Below are 26,057 nucleotides of genomic sequence, written 5' to 3'. Positions count from 1 at the left end.
CGTGAGACGGTACGCGACGTGCCCGACCTGGTTGTGCTGACCGAGCAGTTGCTGGCGCCGGTGCCCGGCGGCACCGGCCGGTACACCCGTGAGCTGGCCGCCGCGCTGGCCGCGACCGCGCCCGCCGGGTGGACCGTGACCGGGGTGGTGAGCAGGCACCCGGACGTCTCGGCGGCCGTGGTGCCCGGTGTGCTCGGACCCCGCGTGCTGCCGTTGCCCCGACGTGCGCTGATCGCGGCGTGGGAGCGGGGTGTGCCGTACTGGCCCGGTGGTGACTCCGTGCACGCGTTCACGCCGTTCGCGCCACCGCGCGGGCGGGTGGTGGTGACCGTGCACGACACCGTGCCGTGGACCCACCCGTCGACGTTGACGCCGCGCGGGGTGGCGTGGCACCAGCGCGTGATCAGCCGCGCCACGTCACGTGCCGGGGCGATCGTGGTGCCGACGTCGGTGGTGGCCGCCGAGCTCCGGCGGTACGCGCCCGGACCGGTCCCCGTCCACGTGGTGGGCAACGGCGTGACGGCGTTCCCGCCGGAGGAGCCGGTGGACGTCCCGCCCCGGTACGTGCTGGCGATCGGCACGATCGAGCCGCGCAAGGGTTTCGACCTGCTGGCGTCCGCGACCGCCGAGCTGGACGTGCCGCTGGTCGTGGTCGGGCCGCAGGGGTGGGGCGGGGTGGACCTGCGCGCGCCGCACGTCCACTTGTTGGGACGGTTGAGCGATGCCCAGCTGGCCTTCGTCCTGCGGCGGGCCGCAGTGCTCGCCGCGCCGAGCCTGGCCGAGGGGTTCGGGCTGCCGGTGGTCGAGGCGATGGCGGCCGGTGTGCCGGTGGTCCACTCGGACGCTCCGGCGCTGGTCGAGGTGGCCGGCGGTGCGGGGGTCGCGGTGCCGCGCGGCGACCGTGCGGCGCTGGTCACAGGACTGCGCTCGGTGCTGTCCGATTCCGCCCTGGTTGACCGTTCGGTCGCCGCCGGCCGGATTCGCGCCGAGGTGTTCACCTGGGAAAACGCCGCGAGATCGGTGTGGGACATCCACCTCGGACTGTTTCGTTGACGAACCGTTTGCGCCATTCCCGGTCAACCCGGCGGCCCGCCACCGTACCCTTCACCGTTGTGTCACCCGTCGAACCCAGCGTGCTGATCGACGCCACCGCCGTCCCAGCCGACCGAGGTGGCGTCGGACGGTACGTGGATTCCCTGGTGGCCGCGCTGGACGCGGACGGGGCCAGGCTCAGCGTCGTGTGCCAACCCCGTGACGCCGCGCTCTACACGTCCCTGGCGCCGGGGTCGCGGATCATCCCGGCGGCGGACGCGGTGGCGACCCGCACGGCCCGGCTGACGTGGGAGCAGACGACCCTGCCGCGGCTGGTGGCCCGGCTGGGTGTGGGCGTCGTGCACTCGCCGCACTACACCGTGCCGCTGGCGAACCGCGCGGCGTCGGTCGTGACGCTGCACGACGCGACGTTCTTCACCGACGCGGTGCTGCACTCGTCGGTCAAGGCGCGCTTCTTCCGGGCCTGGACCAGGGCTTCGCTGCGCCGGGCATCGCTGTGCGTCGTGCCGTCGCGGGCGACGGCGGACGAGTTGGCGCGGGTGGCCGGTGCGGATCGGCGGTTCCTGCACATCGCCCAGCACGGCGTGGAGACCGAGCGGTTCCACCCGCCGACGCCCGAGGAAGTCGCCTCGGTCCGGCGGATGCTGTCGCTCGGGGACGCGCCCTACGTGGCGTTTCTGGGTGCTCTGGAACCGCGGAAGAACGTTCCGGCGCTCATCCGCGGGTTCGCGCAGGCGTGCCGGGACCGGCCGAACCCGCCCGCGCTCGTGCTGGCCGGTCAGCCCGGCTGGGACAGCCAGGTGGAACGGGCGCTGGACGCCGTGCCGCACCGGATCCGCGTGATCCGGGCCGGTTACCTGCCGTTCTCGTCGCTGGCCGGGTTCCTCGGCGGCGCGGAGCTGGTGGCGTACCCGTCGCTCGGCGAGGGGTTCGGGTTGCCGGTGCTGGAGGCGATGGCCTGCGGCGCGCCCGTGCTGACCACCCGGCGGTTGAGCCTGCCCGAGGTGGGCGGCGACGCGGTGGCGTACTGCGGTGTCGGCGCGGGTGACATCGCGGCTGCTCTCGGTGAGCTGCTGGACGATCCCGCCCGGCGTGACGAGTTGGCCGCGGCGGCGGTGGTGCGGGCGAAGGACTTCTCGTGGTCCACGTCGGCGGCCCGGCACCGGCTGGCCTACGAGCGGGCCGCGCGCTCGCACCGTCGTTAAGTTTCTGTTTCTTCGGGCTGGTTCCGCTCTTGCCTTCTGGATACCCCCTAGGGGTATTATCCTCCGCATGAAGGCAACCTGGTCAATGGCAATCTCCGCGACGTTGCACTGCCTCACCGGCTGCGCGATCGGCGAGGTCCTGGGCATGGTCATCGGCACCGCGATCGGCCTCCCGAACTGGGGGACCGTCGTGCTGGCCGTGGCGCTGGCGTTCTTCTTCGGCTACGCGTTGACCCTGCGTGGCGTGCTCAAAACCGGTCTGGGCTTCGGTGCGGCGGTGAAGGTGGCGCTGGCCGCCGACACCGTGTCGATCACGGTCATGGAGATCGTCGACAACGCGATCATGCTGGTGGTGCCGGGCGCGATGGAGGCGGGCGTGTCGAGCCTGCTGTTCTGGGGTGCGCTGGCGTTCTCGTTGGCGGTGGCGTTCGTGCTGACCGTGCCGGTGAACCGGTGGTTGATCTCGCGCGGCAAGGGACATGCCGTCGTGCACCACGCACACCACCACTAGGGTGGCCGGCGTGACGCGTTACGGAGACGAGCTGGCGGTGGTGACCGTCACCTACTCGCCCGGTGAGACCCTGGACACCTTCCTGTCCACCCTTTCCGCGGCGACCACACGACCGGTGTCGGTGGTGCTGGCGGACAACGGGTCCACCGACGGCGTACCGGAACGTGCCGCCGCCGAGCACCCGAACGTGACGTTCGTGCCGACCGGCGGGAACCTCGGGTACGGGGCGGGCGCGAACCGCGGTGTCGCGTCGCTGCCGCCGTCGGTCGGCTGGGTCGTGGTGGCCAACCCGGACCTGTCCTGGGGCGTCGGGAGCCTGGACGCGCTGCTGGAGGCCGCCAAGCGGTGGCCGCGCGGTGGCGCGTTCGGCCCGCTGATCCGGGAACCGTCCGGGGCCGTCTACCCGTCGGCACGGTTGCTGCCGTCGTTGGGGCGGGGTCTGGGGCACGCGGTGTTCGCGCACGTCTGGCCGTCGAACCCGTGGTCGCGCGACTACCGGCAGGCGGCGGCGTCGCCGGAGGAGCGCACCGCCGAGTGGCTGTCGGGGTCGTGCCTGCTGATGCGGCGTGAGGCGTTCGACTCGGTCGACGGCTTCGACCCCCGGTACTTCATGTACTTCGAGGACGTCGACCTGGGCGACCGCCTCGGCCGCGCCGGCTGGCTGAACGTGTACGTGCCGGAGGCGGAGGTCGTGCACATCGGCGGCCACTCCACCCAGCGCACCTCGGGACGCATGCTGGCCGCCCACCACTCCAGCGCGTACCGGTACCTGGCCGACCGCCACCGCGGCCTGTTCTGGGCGCCGTTGATGCTGGCCGTGCGCGCGGGCCTGTCCCTGCGGCTTCGCCTGATGACCCGCTAACTGCGCCTTCGCTTTGGGTCGTTCAGTGGATGACCCGATGCGCCGCTCTTTCTCCTATGGCGACGCGGTGAAGCTGCTGGGCGGACTGCACCGCGTCGACCGGACCCGGCTGCTCGAAGCCGCACACGGCATCCTCGTGATGACCTCGTTCTTCGAGGCGATCGACGACGTGGGGCCCCCGTTCAAGATCAAGATCGGCAAGGGCGAGCAACTCACCCTTGCCGGCGCTGGCCGGCCCGGGTCGAAGCGCAGGTCGGACCTGGTCAGGGCCCTGCTGGGCACCGCGACTCCGCTGCCGAGCGCCGAACAACCACCGGACGTCATCGTCAGGGAAGTCTCGTTTTCTACCGGACCATGGTCGATGAGTTCATCGACTTCCTCGGTGGCTTCGATCGGTATGGATGATTACACGGCCGGTATGGGGGATTACATGGCGCGGTAGTCGCGGGGGGAGAAGCGGGGGGCTCGGCGGGGTTTCGTGACGCCTGAGGCGAGGATGTAGACGACTGCGCGGTGGCGTTGGGGCGCGTACGGGGCCAGCACTTCGGCCATGCCGTCGTCGTCCAACGGCCCGCCCGTCAGCGCCCACCCGACATGTCCGGCCAGGTGGTAGTCGCCGAAGCTCACCGCGTCCGGGTCGCCCCAGGCCCGTTGTGCGACCTCGGCCGCCGTCCAGACACCGATGCCCGGCACCTTCCGCAGCAGGTTCCGGCCGTCCTCCCCGCCGAGGTCGAACGCGCCCTCCAACCGGTGCGCCACCTGTGCGGCCGCGATCAGCGCACGTCGACGTCCGCCGTCCACGCCCGCCCGGTGCCACTCCCAATCCGTGATGCCCAGGATCGCTCGCGGTGTCGGCGGGACGTACATGCCGGTCACACCGGGGGCGGGCGTGCCGAACCGGCGGCACAGCTCCCGGTACGACCGGTAGGCCTCGATGCCGGTGACCTTCTGCTCGAGAACCGCCGGCAGCAGCGCGTCCCACACCCGTCCCGTCGCGCCCAGCCGAATCCCCGGCCGACGCCGCCGCACCTCCGCGATCAACGGGTGGTGGCACTCGAACGCGGAGTCGTCGTCCCCGGCGCCCAACAGCGCCGGCAGGCGGTCGAGCAGCCACTCCGCGCCGTCACCCCACGCGTCCGCCTCCACCACATCGGTGCGGCGGACGTGCAGGGTGCCCGGCCCGACCGGGGTGTTGGCGGTCAGCCACACCCCGTCCTCGACGCGGAACGTCGGGTCGCCCGGCCCACGCCGCAACGACCCCAGCACCGCGCCGAGGTCCAACGGGAACGTCGGCGACCACGTCCTACGCATCACGACACATCAGACACCAGCACATCGGACATCAGACATCAGCGGAGAACCGCACCCCGCCCTCGGGCAGCACGACACCCGGCCACACCCGGGCCCCGTTGATCAACTCACACCGCGCGCCGACCACCGCGCCGTCACCGATCACCGCGTCCGACACCACCGCACCGGCCTGGACCAGCGAGTTCACCCCGAGCACACTGCGCTCCACGCGCGCGCCCTCGCCGACCACCGCGCCGTCGAACAGCACCGAGCCGTCCACCACCGCACCGGGCGCGACCGTGCAGCCCGCACCGACCGTCGCGCCGCCCGTCACCACCGCGCTCCCGTCGACCTTCGCGCCGTCGAGCAGCACCGCGTCGCCCTTGAGCGCCAGCGCGGCGGTCGGCGCGACACCGCGCACCAAGTCCGCCGAACCCTGCACGAACGCGGCCGGCGTGCCGAGGTCCAGCCAGTACGACGCGTCGACGTAACCCTGCACGCGCGCGCCCGCCGCCAACAGCCCCGGGAACGTCTCCCGCTCCACCGAAACCGGCCGACCAGCGGGAATGTCCTCGATCACCTCGCGGCGGAACACGTAGCAGCCCGCGTTGATCTGGTCCGTCGGCGGGTTCTCCGTCTTCTCCAGGAACGCCGTGACGCGACCGTCCTCGTCCGTCGGCACGCAGCCGAACCGGCGCGGGTCGTCCACCCGGACCAGGTGCAGCGTCACGTCGGCCTCGGCCTTACGGTGCGTGTCGACCACGGCGCGCAGGTCGACGCCCGACAGGATGTCGCCGTTGAACACCATCACGTCGCGTTCGCGCAGCTTGTGGGAGACGTTGCGGATCGCGCCCGCCGTGTCCAGCGGCACGTCCTCGACCACGTACTCCAGCTCCAGGCCGAGCGCCGCGCCGTCACCGAAGTGCTCCTGGAAGACCTCGGCCTTGTACGACGTGCCGAGCACGACGTGGGTGATGCCCGCTTCCCGGATCCGCGACAGCAAGTGGGTGAGGAACGGCACCCCGGCGGTCGGCAGCATGGGCTTGGGGGCGGACAGGGTCAGTGGTCGGAGTCGGGTTCCCTTGCCCCCGACCAGAACCACTGCCTCGGCGCCTTGCAGCTCCGACATGCCGTTTTTCCTCCTCCGCTTACTTCCACCCGTAGTTTGCGAATACTCTGGCATGAGCACTCGGGTGACACGGGCAGTGGTCCCGTGTCGGCGAGCGTCACCGATCGGCACGCCGGCGTTCCCCAGCCGGCCCAAGGCACCCGCAGGAGAGATCCGGATGGACCCCCGCGCTCGGGCCGACGCGGCGCTGGCCCGTGCTCGTGCACGTGGCATCCACGTCGTGACGCCGGACAACATGACCTCGCCGATGGACTCCTCGGCGACCCAGCAGATCCCGCGCGCCATGGTGAACGCGGTCGACCCACGTGAAGACCCCGACTCGACCATGGTGCTGGCCGCGCACGTCGCCGCAGGTCAGCCGGCGCCGCCACCCCCGCACCCACCCGCCACACCCGAACCCGAGCCGGAACTGCGCGTAGCCCCCGGCCCCGTGCCGACGGTCCAGCAGGTCCCGACCTCACGCCCAACGCTGTCCCAACGCCTCTCGGGCGGCCCGGACCAACGCCCACCAGGCCTTTCCCAACGCCTAAACGGCAACCCCTGACCCCACCCCACCCACACCCCCGCGAGAGTCGAACCCTCAGACCGCGAGAGTCGAACCTCCAGGACCCCTGAGTTCAACACTCGCGTCGGTTCGTGGGGTACCTGAACGTTGAATTCGGGGTACCTGAGCGTTCGACTCTCGGGTCCTGGAGGTTCGACTCTCGCGTGGGGTGGGTTAGCGGAGGCGGGTTAGGGCGGCTTCGATCATGGGGCGGAGGTCGTCCACGTTCGAGGGCATGGCGTCCAGGGGCCACCACTGGAGGTCCAGTGACTCGGCGCTGCGGCGTGGTTGGGCGTTGACCGGGGCGCGGACCAGGAAGCGGACGTCGAAGTGCCGGGTCGGCTTGCCCAGCGAGCACGTGATCGGGTGGACGTCCAGGTGGATCGGCACCGGCTCGATGCGCAGACCCTGGATGCCGGACTCCTCCGTCGCCTCACGCAGCGCGGCGGCCGCCAGAGTCGTGTCCGAAGGCTCGCAGTGCCCGCCCAACTGGAGCCACCGGCCCACCCTGGGGTGCAGGGTGAGCAGCGTCCGGTCCGCCGTCGCGTTCAAGACCAGAGCCGACGCCGTGATGTGCCCCGGCTCGCACGACCGCTCGCAAGCGTCCTCGCGCGCCGCCAGGAACCCCAGGTAGGCCTGCCGCAGCGCCTCCTGCGTCCGGTCGGCGGGACGCCAAGCGCCCAAGGTCGACGCGGTGTCGGCGTGCAGGCTCACCGTTCCAGATACCTTTCGTCCAGATCACCCAGAACGCGCGGCGTCAGTTCCGACTCCGGGTGCCCGATCGCCACCGCGCCCAACGGCTCCCAGTCGGCCGGCAGGTCGAGCACGTCACGCACCACGTCCGCGCAGAAGATCGTGGACGACACCCAGCACGACCCCAGCCCCTCGGCGGCCAACGCCACCAACAGCCCCTGCACCGCCGCGCCGCCCGCGATCGTGAACATCGTCCGCTCCGCCGACGCCCGCCGCTCGTCCGGGTACGAGTGCGCCCCCGTCCGCACCAGGAACGGCACGACGATCTCCGGCGCGTTCCGCAGGAAATCACCCCGCGCGACCCGAGCGGCGATCCGCTCGTCCGACCACCCGTCGGCCCGCAGGTCCGACCGCCAGCGATCAAGCATGGCGTCCAACAGGGCCTCACGCCTGACGTCCAACCGGACGAACCGCACCGGCCGCGTGTGGTGCGGCGCCGGCGCGGTCAGCGCGGCGGCCACCGCACGACGAATGGCGTCCGAAGACACCGGATCACCGGTGAACGACCGCACCGAACGGCGCATCAGCACGGCCTCCGCACGCCCCTGCGCCACGGCCTCGGCCGTGCCCAACCGGAACAGGTCCTCCTCGACCGGACGGGCCAGGTCACGCGCCGTCGACCCGTCGTCGGACACGGGCAGCCCGCGCACCACGGCCACCGGCACCGCGCCCAGCTTGCCCTTCACCAGGTCCGCCGCCGCGGCGATCTCGTCGGCCACCGCGACCTCGGTCACCACCAGCGGGTTGCCGTGCCGGTCCACCGACCCGGCGTACCGGTGCAGCACGGCCAACCCGGACGACCCGATCGCGGCGTCCGTCTGACCGACCCGCCACGCCCGGCCCATCGTGTCCGTCACCACGACCGCGACCGACACGCCCAACCTCGACGCCAACGCCGCCCGCAACGCCGCCGCCGACCCGTCCGGGTCCACCGGCAGCAACGCGATCTCGTCACCGGCCACGTTCGACGCGTCCACTCCGGACGCCGCCTGCACGATCCCCAGCTTGTTCTCGGTGATCAAGGTCCGCCCGCGCCGCGCCAGCACGCGCACCGACTCGGCCTCGACCCACTCCCGCCGCACGGCGTCCCGCGCCTCCGGATCGGTGGGCACCGGCACCAGCCGACCTTCCACTTTGGACAGGACCTTGGACGTCACCACGACCACGTCGCCGTCCTCCAGCCACGGCGCGGCCGACGCGAGCGCCGAAGCCAGGTCGTCACCGGGCCGGAACTCCGGCAGCCCGGTCACCGGCAGCAGCGTGATCCCCGAGGGCGAAGCGTGGTCAGCCAACGTCGACACCGGCCAACTCCAGGGCCGCCCGCGCCATCGCCGCGGTGGCGTCCACATCGGACATCAGCAGCGGCACCGCGCGCACCGCGACACCCGGCACGTCACAACGGTCACCGGTGTGCACGAGCCAGCCGTCCAGCACGCCGCCGTCCGTGGTCTTGCGCGAGCCGTAGAACCGGCCGACGGCCTCGGCGGAGGTCTCCACGCCGATCGCCGACAGGCACGCGTCCGCCATCCCGCGCAGCGGCTTGCCGCCGACGATCGGCGACAGCCCCACCACACCCGCCTCGGTCTTGCGCAACGCGTCCTTCACACCGGGCACACCGAGGATCGTGTTGACGCTCACCACCGGGTTCGACGGCGCGATCAACACCGCGTCCGCGGCGAGCAGCGCGTCCACCACACCGGGCCCGGCCGTCGCCGTCTCCACACCGACCGACGCGAACGACCGCGCGGGCAGCTGGGCGCGGTGCTTGACCCACCACTCCTGGAAGTGGATCGCCCGCTCGCCCTCCTCGGTCGTCACGACGACGTGCGTCTCCACGCGGTCGTCCGACATCGGCAGCAGCCGCACGCCGGGCTCCCAGCGGTGGCACAGCGCCTCCGTCACCGCGGACAGCGGGTAGCCCGCCCGCAGCATCCGGGTCCGCACCAGGTGCGTGGCCACGTCCCGGTCGCCGAGCCCGAACCACGTCGGGTCCGCGCCGTAGGCGGCCAGCTCCTCCTTGACCGCCCACGTCTCGCCCGCACGGCCCCACCCGCGCTCGGCGTCGATCCCGCCACCGAGGGTGTACATGCAGGTGTCCAGGTCGGGACAGATCCGCAACCCGTGCATCCACACGTCGTCACCCGTGTTCACCACGGCGGTGATCTCGTGCTCCGGACCGGCCAGGAGGCTCTTCAGCCCGACCAGGAACCGCGCCCCGCCAACCCCGCCAACCAGTACGACGACCTTCACGGGTCGCCATCCTCCCACCTGGCGTCATTGCCAGAACCGGAAGGTCCTCGCGCCGGCCCCGGCGTCGGCCGGGTTGCCGCCGATCAGCTCGAACACCGAGTAGGCGGCGTTGAAGAACAGCGCGCCGATGGTCGGGAACCCGATCAGCACCGCGAAGAGCACGAACGGCGCCCACATCCGCGCCTTCGCGCCGAACTGCCGCGCCGAGTACGACATGTACGGCTCGATCGCGCCCCACCCGTCGAGACCGGGGATCGGCAGGATGTTCAGCACGAAGGCCAGGATCTGGAGCAGCGCCAGGTACGACAGCGCGGCGGCCAGGCCGAACGGCGGCGTGAAGAGGATCACGGACAGCGCCAGCAGCACGCCGAGCACGAGGTTGCTCAGCGGCCCGGCCAGCGACACCATCGACTCCACCCGCTTGTCGCGCAGCGCGTGGTGGTTGATCCACACCGCGCCGCCGGGCAGCGGGATGCCGCCGAACGCCAACAGCACCAACGGCAGCACGATGCTGAACACGGGGTCGGTGTACCGGCGGATGTCCAGGGTCAGATAACCCTTCGCCTTCACCGCGTAGTCGCCGCCGCGGTACGCGACGACGGCGTGGCCGAACTCGTGCAGGCACAGGGAAACCGCCCAGCCGCCCAGCACGAACAGCACCGTGCCCGCGGTCACCGCGGCGCTGGAGCCGTCGAACAGGGTCAACACGGCGCCTGCCACCGTCACCGCGAGCAGGCTGAGGAACAGTGGACTCGGACGCACCGCTGATCGCTTCACCCTTCCAGTGTGGCCTCCCCGAACCGGTGCTCCACAGGCCGCCGTCACCCAGCCCTGTAGGCGATCCGCGCAGCGGTTATCGCTCAAGGCGGTCGTGTACTCACCGTCTGTACTGCTAGTCAAGGCTTTTCCGGCCATTCGCGCGAATATCCCCCGACCTGTGGACTCGGCTTGACCGCGTGTTGTGACACAGGTGTAATCACATCGGTGTCATTCATCGTTGTGGGGACGGCGAGTGGTGTCCGCCAACCGGGGAGAGCGGAAGGCGAGGAGGCGGACTATGCAGGAATTCGACGGGGGTCGCATCGTGGACGGGGACGTCCCGGCACCGGAGCCGGTCGTACTCGACCTGTTCGACGCGGCCGATGAGCAGGACTGGCAGGAGCGCGCCCTGTGCGCGCAGACCGACCCGGAGGCGTTCTTCCCGGAGAAGGGCGGCTCGACCAGGGAGGCCAAGCGGATCTGCCTCGGCTGCGAGGTGCGCTCCGAATGCCTGGAGTACGCCTTGCAGCACGACGAGCGCTTCGGCATTTGGGGCGGGTTGTCCGAACGCGAGCGGAGGAAGCTCAAGAAGCGCGCGGTGTGACCGTCAGCGCGGGTGATCGTCCGCGAGGTGTGATCGGCGGAGTCCGACCTCGTGGGCGAGCCGCTCTGGCTTACCGTGGTCGTCCCACGGCGTAGTCGGAGCAACTAGGAGCGGCACTTGACGAGCGGGGCCACTCCGCGGCTGCGCACCGCGCCGGTGTTGGCGGTGCTGGTGTGCCACGACGGCGACCGGTGGCTGGGCACGGCGCTGTCCGCGCTGCGCCGTCAACAGCCGCGCCCGCGGCACGTGATCGCGGTCGACACGGGTTCGGTGGACGGCACGGCGAAGCTGCTCGCGGAGGCCGCCGTTGGTCCGGACCAGGTGGTCGACGGTGTGCTCACCCTGCCTCGGGGCACGGGGTTCGGCGCGGCCGTGCACGCCGCCGTCGAGCACGCCGTGCAGCGGTGGGGCGATCCGGGTGCCTGGCTGTGGTTGCTGCACGACGACTGCGCACCGGAATCGGATTGCCTGTCCGCTCTGCTGACCGCGGCCGAGGTCTCGCCCTCGGCGGCCGTGCTGGGACCGTTGAGCCTCGACTGGACCGACCCGCGCCTGGTGGTGGAGGCGGGGCTGTCGACCGACGCGTCCGGCCACCGGCAGACCGGTATGGGTCGGGTCGAGTTGGCCGGGTCGTTCGAGCAGAGCACCGAGGCGTTGGCGGTGTCGTCGGCGGGGTCGCTGATCCGCCGCGCGGTGTGGGAATCGCTCGACGGTTACGACCGGACGATGCCGTTGTTGCGCGACGACATCGATTTCGGCTGGCGCGTGAATCTCGCCGGTCATCTCGTGTTGTCGGTTCCGGTGGCGCGGATGCGGCACGCGCGCGCGGCCGGCCGGGGTGCGCGGCGGTTGGACGCGGTGGCGGCAAGGCCGGGGCCCGCGTTGCGGGGCGTGGATCGGGCGCACGGGCTGCGGACTTTCCTGGTCAACTGCGGGACGTTCTCGTTCGTTTTGGGGCTGCCGCGGATCGCGGTGCTCGCTTTCTTGCGTTCTTGCGGGTTTTTGTTGCTGCGGCGGTTTTCCGACGCGCACGCCGAGATCGGCGCGCTGCGGTACCTGCTGAGCGGGCGGGCGCGGTTGCTGGCCGGACGTGCCGAGCGGCCGGTGCACGGGGTCGTGCGCGGCCTGTTCACCAGCAGGATCACCCGGTTCCGCAACGCGATCCGGGGTGCGTCGGCGGCGTTGATCAGGCGACGCGTCGAGGCCGACCTGGCGTTGGGCCGGTTGCCGGAGGACGACGCGCGGCCGGGCGCGTGGTCGCTTCCGTCCGAAGTGGAGCGTCGGGTGGGTCCGGCGGCGCTGCCCGCCGGTGTGCTGTCACGGCGTCGGCCCGTGCGGGCGACCGGTGGGTTGCGACGGCCCGCGGTGACCGTGCCGGTGGAGGCGTCGCCGTCCGCGCTGCGGCCCTCGCCCCGGCCACGTCTTTCACCGGGGCAGCCTTCACCGGTGCCGCGTGGCTCGACCGCGCCGGGGGTCGTGTTCTTGGAGGTCGACCGGGCTCGGGTGCTGCGGTCGGTGGTGGTCGGACCGCCGTTGCTGCTGGTCCTCGGGCTCGCCGTGTTCGGGATTCTGGCCAACGCGTCGCGGATCGGGCTTGATCTGGCCGGTGGGCGGCTGCTGCCGGTGGGTGATCTCGCGGCTACCTGGTCGTCGTACCTGGCCACTTGGCATCCGGTCGCGGGTGGGACGACGGCGCCGGCACCGGCGGCGTTGGCCGTGCTGGGGACGCTCGGTGTGCTGTTCGGGTCGCCTGCCGTGCTGGTGGCGGTGCTGTTCATCGGTGACGCGCCGTTGGCCGGGTTGTTCGCGTACGTGGCGTCCCGGCGGATGCCGGTGGCGCGGCCGGTGCGCGCGGTGGTGGCGGCGGCGTACGCGTTGCTGCCGGCGGCGACGTCGGCGGTGAGCCAGGGGCGGCTGGACGTCGTCGTGGTGCACGTGATGGCGCCGGTGGTGTTCGCCGGGGTGGCGTCCGTGCTGCGGGGTGTGGCGGGTGCGTCGTGGCTGCCGGTGGCGTCTGGGACGGCGTTGGCGATGGCGGTGGTCGGCGCGTTCTCGCCGTTGGTGCACGGGCTGGTGGCGTTGACGGCGCTGGTCGGGTTCGTGGCGGTGCCCGGACGGCCCGGTGACGGGCGGCGGCGGGTGGCGTCGTTGTTCATGATCGTGCTGCTGCCGATGGCGCTGCTGCTGCCGTGGCCCGCGGTGGTGTTGCAGAACCCGTCTGTCGTGCTGCACGGGGTGGGCGCGTTCGTGGAGTCGCCCGCGGTCGGGTTGGTGGACCTGCTGTCGCTGCGGCCCGGTGGGACGGGGGCGTTGCCGTTCGTCGGGCTCCTGGTGGTCGGGTTCGCGCTGGCGGCGCTGGTGCTGCGGACGTCCCGGTCGATGCTGGCCGGGCTGGGGCTGGTGGTGCTGGGCGGGTTCACGGTGATCGTGCTGCGGACCGTGTCGGTGACGCCGTTGCCCGGCGGGACGTCGTCGCCGGGGTGGACCGGTGCGCCGTTGGTGGTGGTCGGGTGGGGTCTGCTGTGGGTGGTGCTGTCGGCGTTCCGGCGTGACTCGGCTCCGGTGCCGTTCCAGCGGGTGATGTCGGTGCTCGGGGTGTTGTCGGTCGTCGGGATGGCCGGTGCCGGGTTCGTCGGGTTGCGGTCGGGGGAGTTGACGGCGGACGCGGTGCGGTTGCCGTCGACGCTGGCGCAGGAGGTGCCGCGGACCGGGCGGTCGGTGCTGGTCCTGGGTACGCCGACGCGGTTGGTGGCGGGGCGGCTGCCGGCGTTCGGGGATGACGATTACGTGCCCGTGCCGACGGCCACCACGCGGTTGGAGCGGTGGACGCGTGACCTGACCGGCGGTTCTTCGCAGGCCGCGCGGATCGCGTTGGCGCAGGCGGCGGCGTCCGGGGTGGCGTTCATCGTGGTGCCGGACCTGAGGACGGCTCAGCGGCTGCGTGATGCCGTCGGTGACCTGGTGGGGGTGACGCCAGCGATGTCGGACGGGCGGCCGGTGCTGCGGGTGCAGTTGGCGGCGGGGAACGCCGTGCTGCTGTCACCGGAGCTGGCGCGGCGTGCCCGGACCGGCGGCAACCCGCCGGTGGAGCTGGGCGCGCCCGGCATCGCCCCCGTCGAAGCCGCACCGCCCGAGGTGGGAGTCCGCGTCTCCGAGGGCCCCGAAGGACGGCTCCTCGTCCTGGCCGCGGAGGAGGAACCAACCTGGCGGGCGTGGGTCGACGGCCGCGAGGTGACCGTCGTCCGAGCGTGGGGCCACCTGGTCGGTGTGACGGTCCCCACAACAGCCTCGGAGGTCCGCGTAGAAGCCTCCTCAACCCTGCGCGAACTCCTCCTGGTCCTCCAGGCCGCCGCCGCCCTCTTCACCCTCCTGACGGCCATCCCCTCCCGCCGCCGCACCTGACGCTCAACCTGAACGTAGAACTCAGGCCTCCTGCACGTAGGACTCTCGCGTCCTGAACGTAGGACTCTCGCGAGAGTCGAACACTCAGGTTGCGCGTGTCCTACGTTCGGGATGGGTGTGTCCTACGTTCAGGACGGGCGGGGTGAGGGTCAGTCGCCGTCGATCACGTCGGGGTCCAGGCCCAGGTAGTTGGCCACCTGTTCGACGAGGACGTCGTGGACCAGGTCGGACAGGTCGGCGCCGTCCTTGGCACGCGCTTCGAGCGGCCGCCGGTACAGGACGATGCGGGCACGGCGGTCCGCGCCGGCCGGGACCAGGCGCGCCAACGGCACGTTGCCGTCTTCCACCACGTCACCGTCGTCGCCGGGCGGCTCGATGTCCGGCACGTCGTCCACCGCGACGTCCAGCTGCGTGAGCTCCGTCCGCCACCGGGCCTCGATCGGCTCCAACGCCTCCAGCACCAGCGCGTCGAACTTCTCCGCCCGGCTCCGGGCCGCGGGCAACGTGGCCGGGTACAGCGGACCGCGCAACCCCCGCCCGTGCCGGTCGCGGTTGCGTCGTCGCGGAGTGCCCTGCCGCCGTGAACCCCGAGCCATCACCACGGGGTAGAGGGTAGTTGTCCGCCGCCGGGCCACGTACGCCGCCCGACCGCACGGGGTACCTCCGCGACCAGGCAACTTGCCGAAGTCCGGCACCACCTCCAGCGCCGCGCCGGAGGTAATCCAACACACGCCGTGCGGGACGCGATATCGTCCCCGCCGTGCGGAGCGTGAGACGGTGCTCGCGAACCGGGTGCGCGAACCCGGCAGTCGCCACGCTCACGTACGCCTATGCGGACTCGACCGCGGTGGTCGGACCCCTGGCGACGTACTCCGAACCGCACTCCTACGACCTCTGCGAAGAGCACGCCCTGCGCCTCACCGCGCCGCGCGGCTGGGAGGTCGTGCGGCACCAGGGCGAGTTCCGGGCGCCCGAGCCGACCGTGGACGACCTGACCGCGTTGGCCGAGGCGGTCCGCGAGGCCGGCCGGGCCACCCCGCCGATCGAGGTGCCGGAGATGCCCGCGGGCACCATCAGGCGCGGCCACCTGCGTGTACTCCCGGATCCCAACGACGACTGAACGGACCGGACACGACGCTCAGGCGCGCGCCGGTAGGCTTCCCAAGGCAGTGTCAAGAGCCAACTTGGGAGTGTGGCCGTGCGCGATCTGTCCGGCATCGTCAAGGCTTACGACATCCGCGGTGTCGTCGGGGAACAGCTCGACGCGGACGTCGTACGCGACTTCGGCGCGGCGTTCGCCCGCCTGGTCGGCGGCCCCGCCGTGGTGATCGGCCACGACATGCGCGACTCCTCGCCGGGCCTGGCCGCGGCGTTCGCCGAGGGCGTCACCGCGCAGGGCGTCGACGTCATCAGCATCGGTCTGGCCAGCACCGACATGCTGTACTTCGCCTCCGGCAAGCTGGACCTGCCCGGCGCGATGTTCACCGCGAGCCACAACCCGGCGAAGTACAACGGCATCAAGCTGTGCCGCGCGGGCGCCGCCCCGGTCGGCCAGGACAGCGGCCTCGGGCAGATCCGAGCGGACGCCGAGCAGGGCGTCCCGGACGCCGAGGGCGTCACCAAGGGCACGGTCACCGAGCAGGACATGCTCACCGATTACGCCGCCTACCTGCGCGAACTGGTGGACCTGAGCTCCAGTCGGCCGCTGAAGGTCGTGGTGGACGCGGGCAACGGCATGGGCGGCCACACCGTGCCGAAGGTCTTCGAGGGCCTGCCCATCGACATCGTCCCGATGTACTTCGAGCTGGACGGCAACTTCCCGAACCACGAGGCCAACCCGCTCGACCCGAAGAACATCGTCGACCTCCAGGCCAGGGTCCGCGAGGAGCAGGCCGACGCGGGCGTGGCGTTCGACGGCGACGCGGACCGCTGCTTCGTGGTGGACGAGCGCGGCGAGCCGGTGTCCCCGTCCGCCATCACCGCCCTGGTCGCGGTGCGCGAGCTGGCCAAGGACCCGGGCGGCACGATCATCCACAACCTGATCACCTCGCACGGCGTGCCGGAGATCGTCCGCGAGCACGGCGGCGTCCCGGTGCGCACCCGCGTCGGCCACTCCTTCATCAAGGAGGAGATGGCCAAGACCGGCGCCATCTTCGGCGGCGAGCACTCCGCGCACTACTACTTCCGCGACTTCTGGCGTGCCGACACGGGCATGCTGGCCGCGCTGCACGTGCTGGCCGCACTCGGCGAGCAGGACGGTACGCTGTCCGCTCTGACCAGCGACTACTCCCGCTACGCCGCGTCCGGTGAGATCAACTCCACGGTGGACGACCAGAAGGGCAGGCTGGCCGCCATCAAGGCCGAGTTCGGCGGGCGCGAGGGCGTCGAGCTGGACGAGCTGGACGGCCTCACGGTGAACCTGCCGGACGGCTCCTGGTTCAACCTCCGTGCGTCCAACACCGAGCCGCTGCTCCGGCTCAACGTCGAAGCCGCCGACGCGGCCTCGGTCGCGGCGTTGCGCGACGAGGTCCTGTCGATCGTGAGGGGATGAGCACCGTGGCTGTCCAACTCGACGCGCAGTTGCTGGAGATCCTGGCGTGCCCGTGCCCGGAGCACGCGCCGCTGAAGGTCGGCACCGCGTCCGACCCGCTGGCGGACTACCTGACCTGCACCTCGTGCGGCCGGTCGTTCCCGGTTCGGGACGGCATCCCGGTGTTGCTGCTCGACGAAGCTGTCGAGCCGACGGCAGGGTGATGCCGAGTGCTCGACGACAGCCTCCTCGACGACCAGTCCCGGCTCAGCGAAGCTGACCGGGAGGGTCTGCTGCGCGCGGCCGCACGTGCGGGCGCGCAGGTCCGCGCGACCGCCGAGGCGGCGGAAGACCTCGGCGTCACCAGGGTGTTCCAGGAACGCCCGCGGGCGTTGGTGCTGGTCACCCGGCCCGGCGTGGGCACGGCGGTGGCCGGTCTGGTGACGGCTCTGCTCGGGCCGCGCTGCCCGGTGCCGGTCGTGGTCACCGACGACGTGCCGACGTGGGTGGGCGCGCTGGACGTGGTCCTCGCGCACACCGAAGACCCCGGTGACGTGCAGCTGGCCGAGTCGGTGCACCGGGCGGCCCGCCGTGGCGCGCGGGTGCTGCTGACCGCCGAGCCGGACGGCCCGGTGGCCGCGTCCGCCGCGCAGCACGCGCTGCTGATCCCGCCGCGGGTGCCGGTGCCGGCGGGCTTCGGCTTCCCCCGCTGCCTCGCCGCGTGGCTGGTCGCGTTGAAGGCGTTGGGCCTGCTCGACGTGGACGTGCAGGCCATCGCGGACGAGCTGGACCGGGAGGCCGAGCGGTGCCACCCGATGCACGAGTCGTTCGTGAACCCGGCCAAGACGCTCGCGCTGCGGGTCGCCGAGCGCACCCCGCTGCTGTGGGGTCTGGACGACCTGGCGACGGCCGTCGCCGTGCACGGCGCGGGCGCGTTGGCCGGTTACGCGGGCGTGGTGAGCGACGTGGCCGGCTATCCTCAGGCACTGACCCGGTCGGTGCTGCACCGCCGGGCGGTGCGCGGCACGTCCGGCGACGACCTGTTCGCCGACCCGGACGACGAGTCGGAAGGCATGGTCCGCGTGATGCTGCTGGCCGTGCGCCAGGGCCCGCAGGCCGAGTTCGCCCGGCGGGTCGCGATGGAGACCTTGTCCGGAGCCGACGTGCTCGAACCGGCCGAGGAGGTGAGCGGCGGGGACGCCGTGTGCGCCGCGCTGCTCGCCTTGCGGTTCGAGTTGGCCGCGTTGTACCTGGGCCTGGCGGCGGGCACGCTGGGCGGGCCCGGCCTGTACGCGCCGGCCATGTGAAGGGATGACTGTGGACCTGCTGCACAACGCGGTGCGCGCGTACGCGTGGGGATCGCGCACCGCCATCGCAGAGCTGCTCGGGAGGGAGGTGCCGACGCCGCACCCCGAGGCCGAGCTGTGGATGGGCGCCCACCCCGGTGACCCGTCGCGGGTGGTGGGCCCGGACGGCGAGTACCGCTCGCTGCTCGACATGCTCACCGACGACCCGGAGGGGCAGCTGGGCACCCGGCACGCCGACCGCTGGGGCAGCCGGTTGCCGTTCCTGCTCAAGGTGCTGGCCGCGGACGAGCCGTTGAGCCTGCAGGCGCACCCGTCGGCCGAGCAGGCCGCGAACGGGTTCGCCGCCGAGGACGCGGCGGGCGTGCCGATGGACTCGCCGGTGCGCAACTACAAGGACCCGTCCGCGAAGCCCGAGCTGATCTGCGCGTTGACCGAGTTCCACGCGTTGGCGGGGTTCCGCGAGCCGGAGCGCACGGTGGCGTTGCTGCGGTCGTTGGACGCGCCGGACTTCGCCCCGTACGCCGAGCTGCTGGCCGCCCAGCCGGACGCGAGCGGGCTGCGGGCGCTGTTCACGACCCTCATCACGCTGCCGCAGACCGCGCTGGGCATGCTCCTGCCGCAGGTGCTGGACGCGTGCGTGCTGCACGTGAAGGAGCACGGCGAGTTCGACCTGGAGTGCCGGACGATCCTGGAGCTGGGCGAGGCGTACCCCGGTGACGCGGGCGTGCTGGCCGCGCTGCTGCTCAACCGGCTCGTGCTCCAGCCCGGCGAGGCGATCTACCTGCCCGCCGGCAACCTGCACGCCTACCTGCACGGCACCGGGGTGGAGATCCTGGCGAACTCGGACAACGTGCTGCGGTGCGGGCTGACGCCCAAGCACGTGGACGTGCCCGAGCTGATGCGCGTGCTCGACTTCCGGTGCGGCGACATGCCGGTGCAGAGCGGTGTGCGGACGTCACCGGGGCTGTGGGCGTACCGGACGGGGTGCCCGGAGTTCGAGCTGTCGCGGATCGAGGTCGGGCCTTCGGCTTCGGCCGAGGTCCGGGTCGACCACAGCGGGCCGCAGATCCTGCTCTGCACGCGTGGCCGGGCGCGGTTGTCGACCGGGCGCGAGTCGCTGGTGCTGGAACGCGGCCAGTCCGTGTGGCTGCCCGCGCAGGACCCGGCCGTGGTCGTCACGGCGGACGTCGACACCCAGCTTTTCCGCGCCACCCCCGGGGTTGAGTAGGGTCACACCCGACCAATCGGACTTGGGCGCTTAGGGAGCAACCGTGTCAGCAGGGGGCGGGACCAAGGCGATCATCGCCGCACTGGTGGCCAACGCCGGGATTGCCGTGGCGAAGTTCGTCGGCTTCCTGATCACCGGATCGTCGTCCATGCTCGCCGAGTCGGTGCACTCGGTGGCGGACACGTCCAACCAGGGCCTGCTGCTGCTGGGGCAGAAGACCTCGCAGCGCAAGGCCACCCTCAACCACCCGTTCGGGTTCGGTCGGGACCGGTACTTCTACTCGTTCATCGTGGCGCTGATGCTGTTCAGCCTGGGCTCGGTGTTCGCCCTGTACGAGGGCATCCACAAGCTGGAGTCCCACGAGCAGCTGAGCAGCCCGATCGTCGCGGTGATCATCCTGGTCGTCGCGATCGGCCTGGAGATCTACAGCTTCCGCACCGCGATCGTCGAGTCGAACAAGATCAGGGGTGACGCCACGTGGTGGCAGTTCATCCGCCAGTCGAAGGTGCCCGAGCTGCCGGTCGTGCTGCTGGAGGACGCCGGCGCGCTGTTCGGCCTGGTCCTGGCCCTGTTCGGGGTGGGGCTGTCGACCATCACCGGTGACCCGGTGTGGGACGCGATCGGCACCATCTGCATCGGTGTGCTGCTCGGCGTGATCGCGGTCATCCTGATCGTGGAGATGAAGTCGCTGCTGATCGGCGAGGGCGCGGTGCCGGCGGAGCTGGACGTGATCGTGGGCGAGCTGGCGGCGGGCAAGGTGCAGCGCGTCATCCACATCCGGACCCAGTACATCGGGCCGGACGAGCTGCTGGTGGCGGCGAAGATCGCACTGAACCCGGGCCTGAGCATCACCGAGGTGGCCGAGGCCATCGACGACGCCGAGCAGCGCGTGCGCAACAAGGTGCCCGCCGCCCGGCTGATCTACCTGGAGCCCGACCTGGACCGGTCGCTGGCCAAGTCGTAGTTCCTCCCCTCCTTCAAAGACCTTCAAAGACCTTCAAAGACACGGTCTTCAAAGACACAGTCGACGTCGAAGGGCGACGAGCCGTTGCGCTCGTCGCCCTTCGGCGTTTGCGGAGGTGTTACGGGATCTCGTCGTGCTTCACCACGGGCACGGCGGTGGCGCCCTTCTGGCCCAGCAGGGAGTGCCGTCGGCTGTATGCGAAGTACACGACGACGCCCAGGGCCATCCACACCAGGAACCGGACCCAGGTGAGCGCGGTCAGGTTCAGCATCAGCCACAGGCAGGCCAGGATCGCGAGGATCGGCACCACCGGCACCCACGGCACGCGGAAGCCGCGCGGCAGGTCGGGGCGGGTCTTGCGGAGCACCAGGACACCGGCGGAGACCAGGATGAACGCGAACAGCGTGCCGACGTTCACCATCTCCTCCAGCTTGCCCGCCGGGAAGAAACCGGCCGCGATGGCGACCAGGACGCCGATGGCGATGGTGATCCGGAACGGCGTGCCGTGCTGACCCGTGCGGGCCAGGCCGCGCGGCAGCAGACCGTCACGGGACATCGCGAACAGCACCCGCGACTGGCCCAGCATCAGCACCATCACGACGGTGGTCAGGCCCGCCAGCGCGCCGACCGAGATGACGGTGGCCGCCCAGTCCACGCCGTTCTGCGAGAACGCCGTGGCCAACGTGGCCCGGGTGCCGTCCGGCTGGGTCTTGAGCTGGTCGTACGGCAGCATCCCGGTGATCACCAGCGACACCGCCACGTACAGCACCGTCACGATCGCCAGCGACCCGAGGATGCCGCGCGGCACGGCGCGCTGGGGGTTGCGCGTCTCCTCGGCGGTCGTCGCGACCACGTCGAAGCCGATGAACGCGAAGAACACCAGCGACGCGGCGGCCAGCAGCCCCAGCACACCGTACGTGCTGCCTTCGAAGCCCGTGACCAGCGAGAACAGCGACTGCTCCAAGCCGGACCCGGTCGTGCCGCCGGACTCGGCGGGCGGGATGTACGGGGTGTAGTTCGCCGCCTTGATGTACCCGATGCCGAGCACGATCACCAGCAGCACCACGGCCACCTTCACCGCCGTGATCACCGCGCTGACCCGCGACGACAGCTTCGTGCCGACCACGAGCAGCACGGTCAGCACGGCGATCAGCAGCAGCGAGCCCCAGTCGACGTCGAGCCCGCCGACCGACGCGGTGGTCTTCACCGTCACGCCGAGCTGCCCGAGCACCGTCTGGAGGTACACCGACCAGCCCTTGGCCACCGCCGCCGCGCCGACCGCGAACTCCAGCACCAGGTCCCAGCCGATGATCCACGCCATGAACTCGCCGAACGTGGCGTACGAGAACGTGTACGCGCTGCCGGCCACCGGCACGGTCGAGGCGAACTCCGCGTAGCACAACGCGGCCAGCGCGCACGCCACGGCGGCCAGCACGAACGCCAACGACACCGACGGTCCGGCGAGGTTGCCCGCGGTGGACGCGGTGAGCGTGAAGATGCCCGCGCCGATCACCACCGCGACACCGAACACCGTCAGGTCCCACGCGGTGAGGTCCTTGCGCAGTCTGGTCTCCGGCTCGTCGGTGTCGGCGATCGACTGCTCGATCGACTTCGTGCGCCACAGCCCGTTCCCCGGCACAGCTCCTCCTGCGTTGATTGGTCCGATCAGCCTAGAGGTGGGGTCCGACAATCGGCGCCACCGGTAGTTTTGCCTGCATGACGGTGCTTTGCCTGGACATCGGCTCGACCTGGACCAAGGGCGCCCTGGTGTCGGAAGCCGGTGACCTGCTGGGTACCGCGCAGCACACGACTACCCCGCCGGAGGTGCTTCAAGGCGTCGACGTCGTCACACAAGCCCTCGGTCCCGCCGGGAACACCATCGCGTGTTCTTCCGCCGGTGGCGGCCTCCGATTGGCTGTTGTCGGGCAGGAACGGCTGGTCAGCGCCGAGGCCGGGTACCGGGTGGCGTTGTCGGCGGGCGCGAGGGTGGTGCACGTCTCGGCCGGCCCGCTCGACGGCGCGGGCATCCGGGCGTTGCGCGCGGCCGGACCGGACCTGGTGCTGCTGGTCGGCGGCACGGACGGCGGCGACACGTCGGTGCTCCTGCACAACGCCCGCAAGCTCGGCGCGAACCGGATCGCCTGCCCGATCGTGCTGGCGGGCAACGTCGAGGCGCGACCGGAGGCGCTGGACCTGCTCGGCGGCCGGACCGTCGTGCCGACCGCGAACGTGCTGCCGGATGTCGGCGAACTCGCACCGGGCCCGGCGCGTGCCGCGATCCGCGAGGTGTTCCTGGAGCACGTGATCGGCGGCAAGGGCCTGTCACGCGGGCCGAGGTTCCGCAAACTCGTCCGCGCCGTCACGCCGGACGCGGTCCTCCAGGGCGTCTCCCGGCTGGCCATGCGGGACCGGGAAGGCGCGGTCCTGGTCGTGGACGTCGGCGGCGCGACCACCGACGTCTACTCTGCCGTGTCCACTGCAGACGGCCCGGAGCGGACGGTGGCGCTGCCGCCCGACCGCCGCACCGTCGAGGGCGATCTGGGTATGCGCTGGTCCGCGCCCGGCGTGGTGGCCGAGGCGGTGGCGGAGAAGCTGATCGACAAGGCGGAAGCCGCTGTTCTGCAAGGGGAAGCCGCCGCACGGGCCGCCGACGTGACGTGGTTGCCCGACGACCCGACCGTGGACCTCAGGCTCGCCGCCCTCGCCGCCGTGCTCGCGATCCGCCGCCACCTCAGGCTGGTCGACGGCCAACTCGGACCGCGGGGCGCGGGCCTGCTGGTGCTGTCCGGCGGCGTCTTCCGGCACGCCGAGTCCACTGTGGACGTCGAACGCGCGCTGCGCGCGGACCCGGTGCTGCGCCCGATCCTGCGCACGGCGGCCATCACGGTCGACCGCGACTACGTGCTGGCTCCGGCCGGACTCCTGGCCGAGACCGGTCGCACGTCAGCGGCCGACCGCCTGCTCAACCACCTCGCTTCGGTTCCGGCGACGGCGACGGCGAGGGCGAGGGCGAGGGCGAGGGCGAGGGCAGCCTCATCGGAGGCGCCTGCCGCGCGATAGGCAGCACGGGCGGCGGCGGGTCGGTCGTCTCCAGACCGGCCGCGATGGCGACCGCCCGGTCCCACTCGGGATCGGACGTGTAGTCGGCGTGCCGGTTCACGCCCGCCGCCCACCGCCGACCGGGGAACGGCCCGCGCTGCGGGTCCGGCAGCCAGTGGTCACCGCCCAGCACCAGCGCGCCCGTCGGACCGCGCAACGCCGGCGGCAGCGCGCCCGACGTGCCGTCCGGCCGGAAGCCCGCGCCGAGCAGCATCCCGTCGAACACCTGCCGGTTCCACGTCATCACCGCGCCGCCCAACGCGTCCGTGCCCCGGCACAGCGCGCGCCACCGACCCGCCAACCCGCCGGCCAGCGACTCCAACGAGCTGTGCGGCACGACCGCCGGGAACGCCCGCGGGTACGCCCACTGCAGCTGCGACCCCGCTGTGACGAGACCCACCCGTTCCGCCTGGGCAGCGGGCAGCTCCTCCAGCAGCCGGGCCGCCGCCACCGCCGCGAGCAGGCTGCCCTGGCTGTGCCCGGCCAGCACCACCCGCGTGCCGGGATCGGCCAGGTGCTCACGCACCCGCGCCACGAGCTCCGGCACCACCTTCAACGCGTAGCACGGCGGCACCACGGGGTGCGCCTCGCGCGGCCAGAACGCCGCCAGGTCGGCCAACACCCCGACCTGCCTGGCCTTGTCCGGCTGCCGTGCCGCCAGGTACACCGCCCGCAGCAGCGACAACGCCAACACGGCCAGCACGACCACGCCGAACCCGGAGATCGGCCGCGTCCACCCCGGCGGGTCGACCTCGCGCAGCCGCAGCACCGCCGCCGGCACCGCGCCGACCGCCAGCACCGACGACATGATCAGCACCACGTGGTGGCTGTGCCGCCGTTGCCACCGCGCCCACCACCACGCCCGCGCAGCGCGCTTCACGTCCCGTGCGCGCCCCGCGTGCAACAGGGACGCCTCACGCGCCCACTCCTTGTTCCGCCGCAGCGAACTCCACCGCATCATCCCGGTGGTCACCGCCATCGCCACCCCGGCGAGGAACGCCAGCACCCCGGCCACGCCCCACAGCAGCGCGATGTAGTCGTACCCGCGCGGCAGCACACCGTGCCCGAGCACCCGCTGCACGGTCAGCGCCACGCCCGCGCCGAACCCGCCGCCGAGCAGCGCGGCCAGCGCCACCACCGGTGCGGCCATCCAGCCACCGGCCCACGGCCGCAGGTCACGCGGCTGGGCGGACCACGTGCGCCGGGCCAGCAACGCGGCGGGCACCAGCAGCAACGCGATCAGCACGCACACCAGCGCCACCAGCGCGGCCACCATCTGCACGGCCAGGTCCGCGCCCGGCAGCCGCACCGGCAACCGGACCAGCAACCCGGTCGCGACCAGCAACGACAGCCACGACACCACCTGCAGCACCCGCCGCGGCCCACGCCCCAACGCCGCCCGCAGCCACCGCCCACCCCGGTGCGGCGCGCCGCCCGTCGGGTCGTCCAGCAGCATCGCGCCCAACGCGGCCACCCCCACCAGGGCGACACCCAACGTCCAGCACACCGTGATCGCGACCCCGTGCCAGCCGGGCGCGAGCAGCGGACCCGGCGGTCCGCCCAACGCGATCACCACGGCCGTGCCCAACCCCGCCACGATGTGCAGCACCCGCAACGCCGGCGTGTCCGGGTCCGTGGCCACGTGCGCGCCGGGCAGCCCGGACGGCCCGTTCTCCGAGGCGGGCACCTCCTTGCGCTCGATCCGCCAGTCGACGCTGGACATCCGGTGCAGCACCAGCACGGCCAGCGCGATCGGCGCCAGACCCACCACGGCACGCACCCACGGCGTCGTGCTCAGCCAGGACGGACCCCACAGGCACGCCGCACCGGGCGCGAGGCACTGCGCCGCCACCAGGTCCAGGCTGATCACTTCCAGCTGCGCCACGAGCAGCACGGTCAGCAGCAGAGCCGCCAGCCGCAGCAGTGCGCGCAGCCCGATCCCCAGCAGGTGGGCGGGCACGGACCCGGTGGGCGTCGGCGGCAGCATCCAGTGCGCCACGTTCGCCAGCGAGAACGGGAACAGCAGCGCCCACGTCGCCTTGGCCCAGCCGCCGGACGTCATCCCGCCCCACACGTAGCCCTCGACGACCCGCGTCACCGGGCGACCAGCGGCCTGCAACACCGGGCCCGGTGCGGGTCTCCGCAGGCGGTCGGCCGGGCGCACGACGCGGCCGAGCCCGTCGCCCGCCACGTCCACCGCCGCCACCGCGTCGACCAGCGACTGCGGAGTGGTGCCCTGCACACCGTGCACCCGCAGTTCGACCACCCGTGTGTCGGGGCCGGGAATCAGCACAAAACCTCCCGCGAACCTCACGTCAGCCTCGTCATAGTGGTCCATCCGAAGCCACATGCAGGCGACGTCCGTGGACCGGCGTGGCGGGCGGTAGGGTCGGGCGAACCCGAGATGGAGGAACCCGCGATGACCGCCGAGAGGCTCCAGACCCGCAACGGCATCGACTTCGCCGTGGCGGACCTGTCCCTGGCCGAGTTCGGCCGCAAGGAGATCCGCCTGGCCGAGCACGAGATGCCCGGCCTGATGGCGTTGCGCCGCGAGTACTCGGAGGTCT

Annotated in this window: 25 protein-coding genes; 16 read left to right on the top strand and 9 right to left on the bottom strand. The window is 72.0% G+C overall.

Annotated elements, in window-relative coordinates; all coding sequences use genetic code 11:
- Window positions 1-18 precede the first annotated feature (18 nt).
- The 5 genes from FM051_RS17415 to FM051_RS17395 all read left to right on the top strand — a co-directional run bounded on the left by FM051_RS17415 (window position 19) and on the right by FM051_RS17395 (window position 4,073).
- A complete protein-coding gene (locus tag FM051_RS17415; protein WP_158844273.1) occupies window positions 19-1,053 on the top strand; it encodes a glycosyltransferase family 4 protein in 1,035 nt (344 codons plus the stop codon).
- An 80-nt stretch (window positions 1,054-1,133) separates the two neighbouring features.
- Complete coding sequence (locus tag FM051_RS17410) at window positions 1,134-2,258, top strand: glycosyltransferase family 4 protein (protein ID WP_158845275.1); 1,125 nt, start codon at window positions 1,134-1,136, stop codon at window positions 2,256-2,258.
- An 85-nt stretch (window positions 2,259-2,343) separates the two neighbouring features.
- Window positions 2,344-2,769: a DUF4396 domain-containing protein gene (locus tag FM051_RS17405; protein WP_158844271.1), complete on the top strand. Its 426-nt coding sequence runs from the start codon at window positions 2,344-2,346 to the stop codon at window positions 2,767-2,769.
- Complete coding sequence (locus FM051_RS17400) at window positions 2,738-3,631, top strand: glycosyltransferase family 2 protein (protein WP_158844269.1); 894 nt, start codon at window positions 2,738-2,740, stop codon at window positions 3,629-3,631. Before FM051_RS17405 ends, FM051_RS17400 begins: the two co-directional genes overlap by 32 nt.
- Window positions 3,632-3,656: 25 nt before the next feature.
- Window positions 3,657-4,073, top strand: a complete 417-nt coding sequence (locus FM051_RS17395) for an NACHT N-terminal helical domain 7-containing protein (RefSeq protein WP_158844267.1) — start codon at window positions 3,657-3,659, stop codon at window positions 4,071-4,073.
- Here FM051_RS17395 and FM051_RS17390 read toward each other — a convergent pair.
- Both FM051_RS17390 and manB read right to left on the bottom strand, forming a co-directional pair.
- Entirely contained in the window at window positions 4,058-4,942 is an 885-nt protein-coding gene (locus tag FM051_RS17390; RefSeq protein ID WP_158844265.1) for a DNA-3-methyladenine glycosylase family protein, read from the bottom strand. The two genes, FM051_RS17395 and FM051_RS17390, sit on opposite strands and share 16 nt — an antisense overlap.
- A 31-nt stretch (window positions 4,943-4,973) precedes the next feature.
- Entirely contained in the window at window positions 4,974-6,050 is a 1,077-nt protein-coding gene (gene manB / locus FM051_RS17385) for a mannose-1-phosphate guanylyltransferase (RefSeq protein ID WP_158844263.1), read from the bottom strand.
- Window positions 6,051-6,207: 157 nt separating this feature from the next.
- On the opposite strand from manB, the gene FM051_RS17380 reads away from it, so the two are divergent.
- Window positions 6,208-6,594, top strand: coding sequence for a hypothetical protein (locus FM051_RS17380; RefSeq protein ID WP_158844261.1), 387 nt, complete (start codon window positions 6,208-6,210; stop codon window positions 6,592-6,594).
- 174 nt (window positions 6,595-6,768) lie between these two features.
- Here the strand turns inward: FM051_RS17380 and FM051_RS17375 are convergent, their stop codons facing one another.
- Genes FM051_RS17375 through FM051_RS17360 form a run of 4 tightly spaced genes read right to left on the bottom strand, consistent with a single transcriptional unit; the run spans window position 6,769 to window position 10,374 of the window.
- Window positions 6,769-7,308 carry an NUDIX hydrolase gene (locus tag FM051_RS17375; protein WP_158844259.1) on the bottom strand — a complete coding sequence of 180 codons (540 nt, stop codon included), beginning with the start codon at window positions 7,306-7,308 and terminating at the stop codon, window positions 6,769-6,771.
- Window positions 7,305-8,639: a coenzyme F420-0:L-glutamate ligase gene (locus FM051_RS17370; RefSeq protein ID WP_158845272.1), complete on the bottom strand. Its 1,335-nt coding sequence runs from the start codon at window positions 8,637-8,639 to the stop codon at window positions 7,305-7,307. Before FM051_RS17370 ends, FM051_RS17375 begins: the two co-directional genes overlap by 4 nt.
- Entirely contained in the window at window positions 8,632-9,597 is a 966-nt protein-coding gene (gene cofD, locus FM051_RS17365) for a 2-phospho-L-lactate transferase (protein WP_158844257.1), read from the bottom strand. Before cofD ends, FM051_RS17370 begins: the two co-directional genes overlap by 8 nt.
- Window positions 9,598-9,621: 24 nt before the next feature.
- The gene (locus FM051_RS17360; RefSeq protein ID WP_158844255.1) at window positions 9,622-10,374 is read right to left on the bottom strand and encodes a site-2 protease family protein; all 753 of its coding nucleotides are present in this window, start codon (window positions 10,372-10,374) and stop codon (window positions 9,622-9,624) included.
- Between the two features lie 280 nt (window positions 10,375-10,654).
- On the opposite strand from FM051_RS17360, the gene FM051_RS17355 reads away from it, so the two are divergent.
- Both FM051_RS17355 and FM051_RS17350 read left to right on the top strand, forming a co-directional pair.
- Complete coding sequence (locus tag FM051_RS17355) at window positions 10,655-10,960, top strand: WhiB family transcriptional regulator (RefSeq protein ID WP_053723270.1); 306 nt, start codon at window positions 10,655-10,657, stop codon at window positions 10,958-10,960.
- Window positions 10,961-11,077: 117 nt separating this feature from the next.
- Entirely contained in the window at window positions 11,078-14,362 is a 3,285-nt protein-coding gene (locus FM051_RS17350) for a glycosyltransferase family 2 protein (protein WP_158844253.1), read from the top strand.
- A gap of 149 nt (window positions 14,363-14,511) precedes the next feature.
- On the opposite strand, the gene FM051_RS17345 is transcribed toward FM051_RS17350, so the two are convergent.
- Window positions 14,512-14,958, bottom strand: coding sequence for a metallopeptidase family protein (locus FM051_RS17345; protein ID WP_158844251.1), 447 nt, complete (start codon window positions 14,956-14,958; stop codon window positions 14,512-14,514).
- Between the two features lie 164 nt (window positions 14,959-15,122).
- Here FM051_RS17345 and FM051_RS17340 point away from each other — a divergent pair, with 164 nt between their 5' ends.
- From FM051_RS17340 to FM051_RS17315, 6 genes are all read left to right on the top strand, one after another.
- Entirely contained in the window at window positions 15,123-15,482 is a 360-nt protein-coding gene (locus FM051_RS17340) for a DUF3499 domain-containing protein (protein ID WP_158844249.1), read from the top strand.
- 78 nt (window positions 15,483-15,560) lie between these two features.
- Window positions 15,561-16,913 carry a phosphomannomutase/phosphoglucomutase gene (locus FM051_RS17335; protein WP_158845268.1) on the top strand — a complete coding sequence of 451 codons (1,353 nt, stop codon included), beginning with the start codon at window positions 15,561-15,563 and terminating at the stop codon, window positions 16,911-16,913.
- Window positions 16,914-16,918: 5 nt separating this feature from the next.
- Window positions 16,919-17,116 carry a Trm112 family protein gene (locus FM051_RS17330; RefSeq protein ID WP_073886315.1) on the top strand — a complete coding sequence of 66 codons (198 nt, stop codon included), beginning with the start codon at window positions 16,919-16,921 and terminating at the stop codon, window positions 17,114-17,116.
- A 6-nt stretch (window positions 17,117-17,122) separates the two neighbouring features.
- Window positions 17,123-18,199, top strand: coding sequence for an SIS domain-containing protein (locus FM051_RS17325; protein WP_158844247.1), 1,077 nt, complete (start codon window positions 17,123-17,125; stop codon window positions 18,197-18,199).
- Between the two features lie 10 nt (window positions 18,200-18,209).
- A complete protein-coding gene (gene manA, locus FM051_RS17320) occupies window positions 18,210-19,427 on the top strand; it encodes a mannose-6-phosphate isomerase, class I (RefSeq protein ID WP_202918913.1) in 1,218 nt (405 codons plus the stop codon).
- 43 nt (window positions 19,428-19,470) lie between these two features.
- Complete coding sequence (locus tag FM051_RS17315) at window positions 19,471-20,391, top strand: cation diffusion facilitator family transporter (RefSeq protein WP_158844244.1); 921 nt, start codon at window positions 19,471-19,473, stop codon at window positions 20,389-20,391.
- 118 nt (window positions 20,392-20,509) lie between these two features.
- Here the strand turns inward: FM051_RS17315 and FM051_RS17310 are convergent, their stop codons facing one another.
- Complete coding sequence (locus FM051_RS17310) at window positions 20,510-22,030, bottom strand: amino acid permease (RefSeq protein ID WP_158844241.1); 1,521 nt, start codon at window positions 22,028-22,030, stop codon at window positions 20,510-20,512.
- 77 nt (window positions 22,031-22,107) lie between these two features.
- On the opposite strand from FM051_RS17310, the gene FM051_RS17305 reads away from it, so the two are divergent.
- On the top strand, window positions 22,108-23,451 hold the full coding sequence (locus FM051_RS17305) for a glutamate mutase L (protein ID WP_158844239.1): 1,344 nt from the start codon (window positions 22,108-22,110) through the stop codon (window positions 23,449-23,451).
- On the opposite strand, the gene FM051_RS17300 is transcribed toward FM051_RS17305, so the two are convergent.
- Complete coding sequence (locus FM051_RS17300; protein WP_158844237.1) at window positions 23,354-25,828, bottom strand: hypothetical protein; 2,475 nt, start codon at window positions 25,826-25,828, stop codon at window positions 23,354-23,356. The genes FM051_RS17305 and FM051_RS17300 overlap by 98 nt on opposite strands.
- Window positions 25,829-25,909: 81 nt before the next feature.
- On the opposite strand from FM051_RS17300, the gene FM051_RS17295 reads away from it, so the two are divergent.
- Window positions 25,910-26,057 (top strand): adenosylhomocysteinase (locus FM051_RS17295; protein ID WP_162470722.1); only part of this gene is annotated, 148 nt, incomplete at its 3' end.

Source organism: Saccharothrix deserti, from assembly GCF_009769385.1.
Classification (GTDB): Bacteria; Actinomycetota; Actinomycetes; order Mycobacteriales; family Pseudonocardiaceae; genus Actinosynnema; species Actinosynnema deserti.
This window is presented reverse-complemented; position numbering and strand designations above follow the sequence as displayed.